This is a genomic window from Microbacterium sp. SA156 (assembly GCF_049065455.1).
Lineage (GTDB): Bacteria > Actinomycetota > Actinomycetes > Actinomycetales > Microbacteriaceae > Microbacterium > Microbacterium barkeri.
Map to the genome: position 1 here is coordinate 180,533 of NZ_JBAKGU010000002.1, position 12,929 is coordinate 193,461.

Genomic DNA, 12,929 nt, shown 5'->3' on the forward strand with positions numbered 1-12,929 from the left:
ACTAGTGCTCGACGCAACAACTTTCGATGAGCTTCGCATCGGCCTGGCCACCGCCGACGACATCCGTCGCTGGTCCTTCGGCGAGGTCAAGAAGCCCGAGACCATCAACTACCGCACGCTGAAGCCGGAGAAGGACGGCCTCTTCGGCGAGCAGATCTTCGGTCCCAGCCGCGACTGGGAGTGCGCCTGCGGCAAGTACAAGCGCGTCCGCTTCAAGGGCATCGTCTGCGAGCGCTGCGGCGTGGAGGTCACCAAGAGCTCCGTCCGCCGTGAGCGCATGGGCCACATCGAGCTCGCCGCGCCCGTGACGCACATCTGGTACTTCAAGGGCGTCCCGTCGCGCCTCGGGTACCTGCTCGACATGGCGCCGAAGGACCTCGAGAAGGTCATCTACTTCGCCGCCTACATGGTCATCTCGGTCGACGAGGAGGCGCGTCACCGCGACATGCCGACTCACGAGAACAACCTGCGTCTCGAGATCAAGAACCTGAACGACCGTCGTGACTCGCGCATCGCGGCTCGCCTCCAGAAGCTGGAGGAGGAGCTCGCGGCTCTCGAGGCCGAGGACGCCAAGGCAGACCAGAAGAAGAAGGTCCGCGACGCCGCCGAGAAGGAGATGGCGACCATCCGCAAGCGCGCGGACGAGTCCATCGCCAAGCTCGAGCGGATGTGGGAGGAGTTCCGCTCCCTCAAGGTCGGCGAGCTCAAGGCGGAGGACGACGTCTTCCAGGAGCTCCAGGACCGCTTCGGCCAGTACTTCGAGGCGCACATGGGCGCCGAGGCGATCCAGCGTCGCCTCGCGGAGTTCGACCTGGAGGCCGAGGCCGAGTCGCTGCGCAACCAGATCGCCGAGGGCAAGGGCCAGCGCAAGATCCGTGCGATCAAGCGCCTCAAGGTCGTCAACTCGTTCATCTCGACCGGCATGACGCCGGCCGCGATGGTGCTCGACGTCGTCCCGGTCATCCCGCCGGAGCTGCGCCCGATGGTCCAGCTCGACGGCGGCCGCTTCGCCACGAGCGACCTGAACGACCTCTACCGTCGTGTGATCAACCGCAACAACCGTCTGCGCCGCCTTCTCGACCTCGGGGCTCCCGAGATCATCGTGAACAACGAGAAGCGCATGCTGCAGGAGGCCGTCGACGCGCTGTTCGACAACGGCCGCCGCGGTCGCCCCGTCACCGGCACCGGCAACCGCGCCCTGAAGTCCCTGAGCGACATGCTCAAGGGCAAGCAGGGTCGCTTCCGCCAGAACCTGCTCGGAAAGCGCGTCGACTACTCGGGCCGTTCGGTCATCGTCGTCGGCCCGCAGCTCAAGCTGCACCAGTGCGGTCTGCCCAAGCAGATGGCGCTCGAGCTGTTCAAGCCGTTCGTCATCAAGCGCCTGATCGACCTCGGTCACTCGCAGAACATCAAGGCCGCCAAGCGCGCGGTCGAGCGCACGCGTCCCGAGGTGTGGGATGTGCTCGAGGAGATCATCCGCGAGCGCCCGGTTCTCCTGAACCGCGCCCCCACGCTGCACCGTCTGGGCATCCAGGCGTTCGAGCCGCAGCTCGTCGAGGGCAAGGCCATCCAGCTGCACCCGCTCGTCTGCGCGGCGTTCAACGCCGACTTCGACGGCGACCAGATGGCCGTGCACCTTCCGCTGTCGGTCGAGGCCCAGGCCGAGGCGCGCATCCTCATGCTCGCGTCGAACAACATCCTGAAGCCGTCGGACGGCCGTCCGGTGACCCTGCCCTCGCAGGACATGATCATCGGCCTGCACCACCTGACCACGCTCAAGGACGGCGCGACCGGCGAGGGCCGCGTGTTCGGCTCGGTGTGGGAGGCGCAGCTCGCCAAGGAGGAGGGCACGCTCGACCTCCAGGCGAAGGTCCGCATCCGCATCCCGGGTCTCGAGTTCCTCGAGGGCCAGGCTCCGGAGGGCTACGACAAGCACGGCCTCGTCGACACCTCGCTCGGCCAGGCGATCTTCAACGACCAGCTGCCGAAGGGCTACCCCTTCGTGCGCGAGCAGGCCGACAAGGGCAAGCTCTCGCAGATCGTGAACAAGCTGGCCGAGGAGTACCCGAAGGTCGTCGTGGCGGAGACGCTCGACAAGATCAAGGACGCGGGCTTCTACTGGGCCACGCGCTCGGGTGTCACGGTCGCGCTCAGCGACGTGCTCACGCCGCCGAACAAGGCCGAGATCGTCGCGCGCTACGAGCAGCAGGCCGCGAAGGTCACCGCTCAGTACGAGAAGGGCCTCACGACCGACGAGGAGCGCCGCACCGAGCTGGTCCGCATCTGGACCGAGGCGACGGACGAGATCCAGAAGGAGATGCGCGCCAACTTCCCGGCCGACAACACCATCAACCGCATGGTGTCGTCGGGTGCCCGTGGTAACTGGCTGCAGATCCGGAACATCGCGGGTATCCGCGGTCTGGTGAACAACCCGAAGGGCGAGATCATCCCCCGCCCGATCATCTCCTCGTACCGCGAGGGCCTGTCGGTGGCGGAGTACTTCATCGCCACGCACGGTGCCCGCAAGGGTCTCGCCGACACGGCTCTCCGTACGGCCGACTCGGGCTACCTCACGCGTCGTCTCGTCGACGTCTCGCAGGATGTCATCATCCGCGAGGAGGACTGCGGCACGTCGAAGGGCCTCGAGTACCCGATCGCCGCGGCCGACGCGTCGGGCGTGCTCGTGCGCGACGCGAACGTCGAGAACTCGGTGTTCGCCCGCAGCCTCGCGGTCGACGTGGTCGGGGAGGACGGCACCGTCCTCGCGCAGGCCGGCCAGGACGTCGGCGACGTGCTGATCGACCAGCTCGTGGAGTCGGGCGTCACCTCGATCAAGGTGCGCTCGGTGCTCACGTGCGACTCGGCGGTCGGCGTCTGCGCCCGCTGCTACGGCCGCTCGCTCGCGACCGGCAACCTGGTCGACATCGGCGAGGCCGTCGGCATCATCGCGGCCCAGTCGATCGGCGAGCCCGGCACGCAGCTCACGATGCGCACGTTCCACACCGGTGGATCGGCGTCGGCAGACGACATCACGCAGGGTCTTCCCCGCGTGCAGGAGCTGTTCGAGGCCCGCACCCCGAAGGGCGCTTCGCCCATCGCGGAGGCGGATGGCCGCATCACGATCGAGGAGACCGAGAAGCAGAAGAAGGTCATCCTCACGCCCGACAACGGCGACGAGCCGCACGTCTACCCGGTGCTGAAGCGCGCGACGCTTCTCGTCGAGGACGGCCAGCACGTCAAGGTCGGCGACCCGCTTCAGGTCGGCACGCTCGACCCGAAGGAGATCATGCGCGTGCAGGGCGCCCGCGAGGTGCAGAAGTACCTCGTCGGCGGCGTGCAGGGCGTGTACCGCTCGCAGGGTGTGCCGATCCACGACAAGCACATCGAGGTCATCGTGCGCCAGATGCTGCGGAAGGTCACCGTGGTCGACCACGGCGAGACCGACCTGCTGCCGGGCGAGATGGTCGACATGCGCCGCTACCAGGACATCAACCGCGCGGCGATCGCCGAGGGCAAGCGCCCCGCGTCGGGTCGTCCCGAGCTGATGGGTATCACGAAGGCGTCGCTCGCGACGGAGTCGTGGCTGTCGGCCGCGTCGTTCCAGGAGACGACGCGCGTGCTCACCGAGGCCGCCATGCAGGGCAAGCGCGACCCGCTGATCGGTCTCAAGGAGAACGTCATCATCGGAAAGCTCATCCCCGCGGGGACGGGCCTGTCGAAGTACCGCGATGTCGTGGTCGAGGCGACGGAGGAGGCGAAGAGCGAGCGGTACCCCAACCGCATCTTCGCGTCGGACGGCGCCTACGCCGAGGGCGACTACTCGTTCGTCGACTTCGACGCGTTCTCGACCGACGACTTCACGCCCGGGACGTACAACTGATCCGGCCGTGAAGCATTGAGGAGGCCCCGGGGTTCGCCCCGGGGCCTCCTTCGTCGTCCGGGGCCGGATGGCACTCCCGGCAGACGCGTGTCGCGCGCGGGCGCCGGGTGCGGGCTCTACCCTGGTGCCATGGCGATCGGGGGACGCAATCTCGCAGCCACGTGGATCGCGGGGCTGCTCATCGTGGGGATCATCGGCGCGATCCTGTGGGTCGCGTTCCCGTCGCTGCACATCGTCGGCGACTGGGTCGTCGCGGCGGTCGACTTCTTCTTCGACTGGCTCCGCTCGATCACGCCGACACGCCCGTAGAGCCCGACATTCCGCGGCGAGGCTCCGGCGACACGCCGCGCCGCGTAGGTATTCTCGCGGGCAGGGGAGAGTCCCCGTCGTGAGGAGTGCTTCTGATGAGCGACGCCCAGGGTTCGAACGGCGGACCGCGCAACGGCGATCCCATCGAGGAGTCGGCACCCGCCGACGCGCCCGAGACCGCTGTGCCCGAGAACGACGACGCCCGCGCCGCCGAGGCGTGGTCGCCCGCGGATGGCCAGGGCGCGGAGAGCGCTGAGGTGGCGAACTCGGACGAGCGCGTCGCGGGCACCTTCACGGAGTCCGCGGAGCCCGCCCCCGCGGCGCCCGCGTCGAGCGAGGCCCCGGCGGACGACTCCGAGGCAGGCCCTGCCGACGCGGCCATCCCGGCGGCGTCCTCGGACGAGCCCCACGTGCCGGCCGCTCCCGAGGACGACGCGACGGCCGCCGATGCGCCCGTCGCGGACACTCCCGCCGATGCAGCCGCGTCCACGCACATCCCGCCGGTCGACAACGACCACGACGGCGAGCCCGACTACGCGGCCCTGGCCGCCGAGCTCGAGGAGTTCGAGCGCCGCAACGCGGACGCGAGCGACTCCTTCTCCGCGCCGGGCGCCGCAGGGCCCACGGTCGCGGGCGTCGCAGCCGCGGGTGCCGCCGACGCGCAGGACAAGCGGAACGACCCGTGGTTCGAGCCGGCCAAGACCGAGACGTTCTCGGCCTCGGAGCCGGCCGTCACGGCATCCGAGCCCGTGGTCGAGCCGCAGACGACGGCTGCCCCGGTCGCACCCCAGCCGATCTTCGTGCAGGCGCCCGAGCCGCCGAAGGTCCGCGGCAACCGCGGCGCGGCCGGCCTCATCGGCCTCGTCGCCGCGATCGTCTTCGCCATCCTCTACTTCGCCGCGACCCTCGGCTGGCGCCTGCTCGCCGGCGAGGCGGAGCTCTCGACCATCGCCGAGCCCGCCGTCGCGCTTCTCACGAGCTTCGAGTTCTGGGTTCCCGTGGTCGTGTTCTGGCTCGGCTTCTGGCTGCTCGGGGCCCTCGTGAACCGCGCCCGCTGGGGCAAGTGGGTCATCTTCGGCCTCCTCGTGGGCGTGATCTCCTACGGCGGGCACCTCCTCGGCCAGCTGTTCCAGGCGCCGTTCTGGATGCTCACGCCGTCGCAGGGGTCGGAGCTCGTCGCCGAGAGCCTGCTGTCGCCGGTCGCGATCGTCGCGTTCATCCTCGGCCGCGAGATCACGATCTGGTTCGGAGCCTGGGCCGCCCGCCGCGGCGCCAAGGTCACGGCGCAGAACGCCGAGGCTCAGGCCGAGTACGAGCGCACGCTCGAGGCAGGTCCGCAGCTCTCGCAGTGACCGCACCTCTTCGCGAAGGCGAGGGGCTTCCCGCAGGGACGCTCCTCGCCTTCGCTGTCGCTGCCGACGGCGCGCTCGTCGTCTGCGGGCTGGGCTTCGGCAGCCTCCTCACGGGCAGCGATGTCATCGAGACCCCGGGCATCGGGATCGTCCCGGCCGCTCTCGCGGTCGTCGTGAGCATCGCGGTGTTCGGCCTCGCGCTGTGGCCCGCGCTGCGCATCCCTCATCCGAGCTTCGTCCGCGTGATCGGGGTGCTGTTCGCGTCCGCCGCGGCCTACGGCGCGGCGCTCTGGCTGCTCGCGCTCGCGTTCGGCGCGGGGATCGCGTCGGCGACGGCCGCGGTCGCCGACGTGACGATCGGATGGCCGGTGCCGGTCATCGCGGGCGCCGCGGCGGTCGCGGCCTGGGGCGCGATCGCCGTGCGGCGCACGCGCGCGCGGCGCCCTCTCTGGCCGTGGGAGCGCCACGATGACGACGAGTAGCCGAGAGTCCGCACCGCGAGAGCCCGGGCGTCATACCCTGTGATCATGGAGCGCGCGCTCGACTCGCAGGTGGCGCAGGCGGTGGATGCCTGGCTCCGCTGGCTGCCGCGCTGGCAGCCGGCGACGCACCGCGGTCGATCCGCGCCCTGCCGCCGCTGCTTCGGCTCGCCCGTGCTCTCCGCCGCGGGGGTCGGATCGGATGTCCCGCACGGCGTCCAGCACGGCCTCTCGACCCGCATGAAGAAGATCGTCGACCTCGCGGTCGCCGAGTACACCGCCCGGAACCTGCCGCTTCTCCAGCTCGAGCTCGACCAGCAGGCGGCGCGGAATCAGGCGCGCTCGTATCGTCCGGGGGAGGACCTCGCCCCCGAGTACGAGGGGCTGCCGCTCGACCCGGATCCCGTGCCGGGCGCCCCGTTCCTCTTCACAATCGAGGGGCTCGCGAGCGAGGCAGACGCCGAGGTGCCGAGCCTGCCGCCGCTCTCCGACGAGGCCAAGGAGGCTCTCCGCCGCGAGGTCGGCCTGGCTGACGAGTATGCGAACCTCGTCGGGCGGGAGATCTGCTCGCTGCTCCTGGGACACCGACTGCGGATCCAGGCCGCGATCGTGGAGTTCGTCGAGCCTCAGGTCGAGGCCATGCTGGCCGAGCTGACGCGCTCCCTCGACACGCCGTTCGGCCCCGACGACTTCCTCTCCGGGCCGGGCAAGACCCCCTGAAACGCGACATCCCCGCCTCCGAGGAGACGGGGATGTGTCCATTCCGATGGGCAGTTGTGCCCATCGAAATCGTCGAATCAGCTCTCGCGAGCGAGCGATCCGAGCGGCTCGCCGGTCTTGTCGAAGACCTCGAGAGTGGTCTCTCCGACCGTGATCGTCTTGACCTTCGAGAGCCACGTGTCGACCCCGGGGCAGCCCTTCAGCGTGCTCGCGGCGAACGTCACGGTGACGGTGTCGCCGTCCTGCTCGTAGCGGCCGCCGATGCCGTTGCACCCGTCGTTTCCCTGGAATTTCCCGTCCTCCGAGAAGGTCAGGTACGGCTCGTTCTCCTCGCTGCTCTGCCAGGTTCCGACAACCGAGTTCACGTCTTCCACCCCTTCTCCGCTGGTCGCGTTCGACGCGCAGCCGGCGAGCGCGAATCCCGCGAGCATCATCGCCGCTGCGGCCGTGATCCGCTTCCTGACCATGTCGTCCCCCGTTCATGTCGGCGAATGTGGACTTGCGTTTCATAGTAGGTGTGCGGATACTCTGGGTTCGCTGTGTCTCTCCCGAGAGACCCAAGCTTCCGGGGGCTGTGGGCCGAACCAGGCCTGGACCCCTGTTCCGAGAAGTTCGCACAAACGAGATCTGGGGGACTGGGTTTGAAGTCTTCAATTACGCGCGTCGCGCGTCTGGGAGCGCTGGGCGTCGCATCGGCGCTGGCGTTCGGCGGTGTCGCCGCGACGTCGGCGACCGCCGCCGAGGGCGCGGTCGCGCCGACCGAGGGAGAGGCCTTCGAGGCGCTCGCGCACGACCTGTTCAAGGACGAGGCCGTCACGGGCGTCCTCCACGACGGCGCGGGCAATGTCGTCGTGCAGCGCCTCGAGGAGACCGCGGGCTCCGCTTCGGCCAAGATCGACGCGTCCGCCGCGGCTGCGGAGATCGCCGGCGCGTACGAGAACGTGAAGATCGTCCCGGTCACCGAGGACGAGCTCGCCAAGCCGACCGCCGCGACCGACGTCGTCGGCGGCTACGGCATCGGCCTGTTCGACAACTCCGGCAGCGGCGGCGTCTGCTCGGTCGGCTTCCCCGCGTGGACGCCCGACGGCAAGCCCGCCGTGCTCACCGCCGGCCACTGCACGGGCGATGGCGCCTACAACAACGTGTACCTCACCGACCCCAAGGGCGACACGGCCGGTGGCGGCGCGGAGGACCTCTCGACGGTCACGCCGACGCACGAGGTCGGCCAGGTCGGCTTCAACCAGTTCGGCGGCTCGGGCAACACCGCCGGTGAGCCCGGCAACGCGACCGACATCGCCGCGATCGACGTCACGAACGCCGACCTCGACCTCATCGCCGCGATGACGGACTGGACGAACACCGACGACCTGTCGGCATCGCTCGCGTCGAACATCACGGGCGTCGGCACGGCCGAGGTGGGCCAGACGGTTCAGCGCTCGGGCCGCACGACGGGCTACTCGTCGGGCGTCGTCGACACCGACCAGATCAACCCCTACGTCGACTACGAGGGCTACATCGAGGTCGACGGCCGCCTGGTCAAGGGCTTCTCGGCCGCGACCGAGGTCATCCCGGGCGACTCGGGTGGCACCATCCTCCAGGGCAGCACCGCGGTGGGCGTCGTGACGGCCACGTTCGAGTTCAACGGCGAGCCGCACATGTGGGGCGCCGACCTCAAGACGGGCCTCGAGGCCGCGGCCGGCTACACGGTCAAGCTCGACCTGCCCGAGGCGAAGGTCACCTCGGTCAAGGACGGCGCGAACGTCTCGTGGAACGCCGAGCTCTCGGGCACGGCGGGTGCGAACTCCGAGGTCGAGTACGCGTTCGTGAAGCAGGGCGCGAAGGCGTCCTGGGAGAACAGCGCGAAGACGAAGGCCGACGGCGAGGGCAACTGGAAGCTCACCGGCCCCGCGACCCCCGGCGACTACACGATCTACGCCCGCTCGACGAGCGGCTTCAACACCTCCGACGTCACGTCGATCGACGTGCAGGTCTTCCCGACGGCTCCCGGCATCACCTCGCCCGAGAACGGCAAGACCTACACCGACCCGGTGACGAAGATCACGGGCAACGCCGCGCCGAACACCGAGGTCACGCTCTCGGGTGACGTCAACGCCAAGGTCACGTCGGACGCCGACGGCAACTGGTCGCACAGCGTCGACCTCGCCGACCGCCGCGAGTACACCGTCAGCGCGCAGCAGACGATCAACGGCAAGACCTCGGACCGCACGACGGTGACCTTCACGGTCGGCGCGGCTGCTCCCGCGGCGCCGGAGTTCATCAACCCGGTCGACGGCGGCTCGTACGTCGAGGGCCAGGTTCCGACGACGATCACCGGCACCGGCACGAACGGCGCCACGGTCGAGCTCCGCGTGGGCGACAAGGTCGTCGGCACGGGCACGGTCGACGCCAACGTGTGGTCGATCAAGATCGAGCAGCTGCCGGTCGGCGAGCACAAGCTCGCCGCTCGCCAGATCGTCGATGGCGTGGCCAGCACCGACGCCGTGATCACCATCACGGTGACGGCCGCTCCGCAGGAGCCGCAGCAGCCTGAGCAGCCGCAGGGTGAGGAGAGCCCGACCCCGGCTCCCCAGGACCCGCAGCAGCCCCAGAAGCCCGAGCAGGAGAAGGACGGCAAGCTCGCTCCCACGGGCGCGGAGTTCAACGCCACGGCCCCGATCGCCATGGGCCTCGGCCTCGCGGTCGTCGCCGGCGGTGTCCTCCTCATCGCGCGTCGGCGCCAGCTGAACTCGGAGCGCTGATCACGAGTTAGCGCATAGCGCAGAAGGGGCGTCCCGTACGGGGCGCCCCTTCTTCGTGCGTGCGGTACCACGGACCGTGCCGCGGCCATCCGACCGCCGTTTGACCGCGTGTCGCGCGACCCGTATCATGGGACGGGTGTGCGTACACGCGTCTGCGTGCGTGCCCACGATCGGGATGGGCCTGCGAACAGGTCACCCCCACGGCATATCCACCAGAAGTCTCTCGCTCTTTCGGCGTGGGGGTGGGTTTTCGTGAAACATCACGCGCTGTCACCGTGCAGCAACGAACAAGGAGAAACGTGCCAACTATTCAGCAGTTGGTTCGCAAGGGCCGTTCGCCGAAGGTCTCGAAGACCAAGGCTCCGGCGCTGAAGGCGAACCCGCAGCAGGCGGGTGTCTGCACCCGCGTCTACACGACCACGCCCAAGAAGCCGAACTCGGCGATGCGCAAGGTCGCCCGTGTGAAGCTGCGCAACGGCACCGAGGTCACCGCCTACATCCCCGGTGAGGGTCACAACCTTCAGGAGCACTCGCTCGTGCTCGTCCGCGGTGGTCGTGTGAAGGACCTCCCCGGTGTGCGCTACAAGATCGTCCGCGGTGCGCTCGACACCCAGGCCGTCAAGAACCGTAAGCAGGCGCGCAGCCGCTACGGCGCGAAGAAGGGTTGAGTTAGATGCCTCGTAAGGGTCCGGCCCCCAAGCGCCCCGTCGTCAACGACCCGGTCTACGGCGCCCCGATCGTCACGCAGCTGGTCAACAAGATCCTCGTCGACGGCAAGAAGTCCATCGCCGAGCACATCGTCTACACCGCTCTCGAGGGTGTGGCCGCGAAGAACGGCCAGGACGCTGTCGCCACGCTGAAGAAGGCGCTCGACAACGTGCGCCCGACGCTCGAGGTCCGCAGCCGCCGCGTCGGCGGCTCGACGTACCAGGTTCCGGTCGAGGTCAAGCCTCACCGTGCCAACACGCTCGCTCTGCGCTGGCTCGTGAGCTACGCGAAGGGTCGCCGCGAGAAGACGATGACCGAGCGTCTCATGAACGAGATCCTCGACGCGTCGAACGGCCTCGGTGCCGCGGTCAAGCGCCGCGAGGACACCCACAAGATGGCCGAGTCGAACCGCGCCTTCGCGCACTACCGCTGGTAGGAAGCGCCCCGAGCCGGTCCCGGATCGCTCCCCGGGGCATCCGGGGCCGGCTTCCTGCTTCATTCCCTCTCCACACGTAAGGAAGAACGCAAGTGGCACAAGACGTGCTCACCGACCTCAAGAAGGTCCGCAACATCGGCATCATGGCGCACATCGATGCCGGTAAGACCACGACGACCGAGCGCATCCTGTTCTACACGGGCGTCAACCACAAGATCGGCGAGACCCACGACGGTGGCGCGACCACCGACTGGATGGAGCAGGAGCAGGAGCGTGGTATCACCATCACCTCCGCCGCTGTGACGTGCTTCTGGGACAAGAACCAGATCAACATCATCGACACCCCCGGTCACGTCGACTTCACCGTCGAGGTGGAGCGCTCGCTCCGCGTCCTCGACGGCGCGGTCGCCGTGTTCGACGGCAAGGAGGGCGTCGAGCCCCAGTCCGAGACGGTGTGGCGTCAGGCCGACAAGTACAACGTCCCCCGCATCTGCTTCGTCAACAAGATGGACAAGCTGGGCGCGGACTTCTACTTCACGGTCGACACGATCATCAACCGCCTGAAGGCGAAGCCGCTCGTGCTGCAGCTACCCATCGGTGCCGAGAACGACTTCGTCGGCGTCGTCGACCTCGTCAACATGCGCGCACTCACGTGGCCCGGCGACGCCAAGGGTGACGTGACCATGGGCGCCAAGTACGAGATCGGCGAGATCCCCGCCGACCTCGCCGACAAGGCTGCCGAGTACCGCGAGAAGCTCCTCGAGACCGTCGCCGAGAGCGACGACGTGCTGCTCGAGAAGTACTTCGGCGGCGAGGAGCTCACGGTCGACGAGATCAAGGGCGCCATCCGCAAGATGACGATCGCCAGCGAGGTCTACCCGGTCCTCTGCGGCTCGGCGTTCAAGAACCGCGGCGTGCAGCCCATGCTCGACGCGGTCGTGGACTACCTCCCCTCGCCCCTCGACGTGCCGGCCATCGAGGCCCACGACCCGAAGGACGAAGAGAAGATCATCGAGCGTCACGCCGACCGTGACGAGCCCTTCGCGGCTCTCGCGTTCAAGGTCGTCTCGCACCCGTTCTTCGGCCGTCTGACCTACATCCGCGTCTACTCGGGTCACCTCGAGTCGGGTGCGCAGGTCGTCAACTCGACCAAGGGCAAGAAGGAGCGCATCGGGAAGATCTTCCAGATGCACGCCAACAAGGAGAACCCGGTCGAGTCGGTCACCGCGGGCCACATCTACGCGGTCATCGGCCTCAAGGACACGACCACGGGCGACACGCTCAGCGACCCGAACAACCAGGTCGTCCTCGAGTCGATGACGTTCCCGGAGCCGGTCATCGAGGTCGCGATCGAGCCCAAGACGAAGGCCGACCAGGAGAAGCTGGGTCTCGCGATCCAGAAGCTCGCGGAAGAGGACCCGACGTTCCGCGTCGAGAACAACGCCGAGACCGGTCAGACCGTCGTCAAGGGCATGGGCGAGCTGCACCTCGACATCCTCGTGGACCGCATGAAGCGCGAGTTCAAGGTCGAGGCCAACGTCGGCAAGCCGCAGGTGGCGTACCGCGAGACGATCCGCAAGGTCGTCGAGCGTCACGACTACACGCACAAGAAGCAGACCGGTGGCTCGGGTCAGTTCGCGAAGATCCAGTTCAAGCTGGAGCCGCTCGAGGTGACCGCCGACAAGACCTACGAGTTCGTCAACGAGGTCACCGGTGGTCGCATCCCGCGCGAGTACATCGAGCCGACGAACCAGGGCTTCCAGGACGCGATGAACACCGGCGTGCTCGCCGGCTACCCGATGGTCGGCGTGAAGGCGACCCTCGTTGACGGCGCATCGCACGACGTCGACTCCTCGGAGATGGCGTTCAAGATCGCCGGTTCGATGGGCTTCAAGGAGGCCGTCCGCAAGGCGAACCCGGTCATCCTCGAGCCGCTCATGGCCGTCGAGGTCCGTACGCCCGAGGAGTACATGGGCGACGTCATCGGCGACCTGAACTCGCGTCGTGGCCAGGTCCAGTCGATGGAGGACGCTCAGGGTGTGAAGGTCGTCAAGGCCCTCGTCCCGCTCTCGAGCATGTTCGGCTACATCGGCGACCTGCGTTCGAAGACGTCGGGCCGCGCTGTCTACTCGATGGAGTTCGACAGCTACGCCGAGGTCCCGAAGGCTGTCGCCGACGAGATCATCCAGAAGGGCAAGGGCGAGTAATTCGCCCGAGCCTCATGGCTCGCCGGGGCCGGCTGCGTGGCCGGCCCCGGCACCTCAAAACTTCATAACGAGTCTCTAC

At 68.4% G+C, this 12,929-nt stretch carries 10 protein-coding genes; 9 read left to right on the top strand and 1 reads right to left on the bottom strand.

The annotated features are described in order from the left end of the window. Positions 1 to 4: 4 nt before the first annotated feature. The 5 genes from rpoC to ACOWU6_RS03020 all read left to right on the top strand — a co-directional run bounded on the left by rpoC (position 5) and on the right by ACOWU6_RS03020 (position 6,740). Positions 5 to 3,880 (top strand): DNA-directed RNA polymerase subunit beta', encoded by a 3,876-nt coding sequence (gene rpoC / locus ACOWU6_RS03000; RefSeq protein ID WP_271174458.1) that lies wholly within the window; start codon positions 5 to 7, stop codon positions 3,878 to 3,880. A gap of 129 nt (positions 3,881 to 4,009) precedes the next feature. Next, the gene (locus ACOWU6_RS03005) at positions 4,010 to 4,189 is read left to right on the top strand and encodes a hypothetical protein (RefSeq protein ID WP_271174459.1); all 180 of its coding nucleotides are present in this window, start codon (positions 4,010 to 4,012) and stop codon (positions 4,187 to 4,189) included. 95 nt (positions 4,190 to 4,284) lie between these two features. Continuing rightward, entirely contained in the window at positions 4,285 to 5,541 is a 1,257-nt protein-coding gene (locus tag ACOWU6_RS03010) for an ABC transporter (protein ID WP_421074669.1), read from the top strand. Next, on the top strand, positions 5,538 to 6,023 hold the full coding sequence (locus ACOWU6_RS03015) for a hypothetical protein (protein WP_271174461.1): 486 nt from the start codon (positions 5,538 to 5,540) through the stop codon (positions 6,021 to 6,023). The genes ACOWU6_RS03010 and ACOWU6_RS03015 overlap by 4 nt, the downstream gene beginning before the upstream one ends. A 45-nt stretch (positions 6,024 to 6,068) precedes the next feature. Continuing rightward, positions 6,069 to 6,740: a spermidine/putrescine ABC transporter substrate-binding protein gene (locus tag ACOWU6_RS03020; RefSeq protein WP_282980224.1), complete on the top strand. Its 672-nt coding sequence runs from the start codon at positions 6,069 to 6,071 to the stop codon at positions 6,738 to 6,740. A gap of 77 nt (positions 6,741 to 6,817) precedes the next feature. Here ACOWU6_RS03020 and ACOWU6_RS03025 read toward each other — a convergent pair whose 3' ends face one another. Then, positions 6,818 to 7,207: an META domain-containing protein gene (locus tag ACOWU6_RS03025; protein ID WP_271174463.1), complete on the bottom strand. Its 390-nt coding sequence runs from the start codon at positions 7,205 to 7,207 to the stop codon at positions 6,818 to 6,820. 174 nt (positions 7,208 to 7,381) lie between these two features. On the opposite strand from ACOWU6_RS03025, the gene ACOWU6_RS03030 reads away from it, so the two are divergent. From ACOWU6_RS03030 to fusA, 4 genes are all read left to right on the top strand, one after another. Beyond that, entirely contained in the window at positions 7,382 to 9,499 is a 2,118-nt protein-coding gene (locus tag ACOWU6_RS03030) for a hypothetical protein (protein ID WP_421074670.1), read from the top strand. A 299-nt stretch (positions 9,500 to 9,798) separates the two neighbouring features. Beyond that, on the top strand, positions 9,799 to 10,167 hold the full coding sequence (gene rpsL, locus ACOWU6_RS03035; protein WP_018171438.1) for a 30S ribosomal protein S12: 369 nt from the start codon (positions 9,799 to 9,801) through the stop codon (positions 10,165 to 10,167). A 5-nt stretch (positions 10,168 to 10,172) separates the two neighbouring features. Next, positions 10,173 to 10,643, top strand: coding sequence for a 30S ribosomal protein S7 (gene rpsG / locus ACOWU6_RS03040; RefSeq protein ID WP_271174465.1), 471 nt, complete (start codon positions 10,173 to 10,175; stop codon positions 10,641 to 10,643). 92 nt (positions 10,644 to 10,735) lie between these two features. Beyond that, positions 10,736 to 12,850, top strand: coding sequence for an elongation factor G (fusA, locus tag ACOWU6_RS03045; protein ID WP_282980231.1), 2,115 nt, complete (start codon positions 10,736 to 10,738; stop codon positions 12,848 to 12,850). Positions 12,851 to 12,929: the final 79 nt, after the last annotated feature.

What these genes read in the sequence shown, in the direction of transcription:
- ACOWU6_RS03005 (WP_271174459.1), top strand. Translation starts at nt 4,010, where the DNA reads ATGGCGATCGGGGGACGCAATCTCGCAGCCACGTGGATCGCGGGGCTG.
- ACOWU6_RS03010 (WP_421074669.1), top strand. Translation starts at nt 4,285, where the DNA reads ATGAGCGACGCCCAGGGTTCGAACGGCGGACCGCGCAACGGCGATCCC.
- ACOWU6_RS03020 (WP_282980224.1), top strand. Translation starts at nt 6,069, where the DNA reads ATGGAGCGCGCGCTCGACTCGCAGGTGGCGCAGGCGGTGGATGCCTGG.
- ACOWU6_RS03025 (WP_271174463.1), bottom strand. Translation starts at nt 7,207, where the DNA reads ATGGTCAGGAAGCGGATCACGGCCGCAGCGGCGATGATGCTCGCGGGA.
- rpsG (WP_271174465.1), top strand. Translation starts at nt 10,173, where the DNA reads ATGCCTCGTAAGGGTCCGGCCCCCAAGCGCCCCGTCGTCAACGACCCG.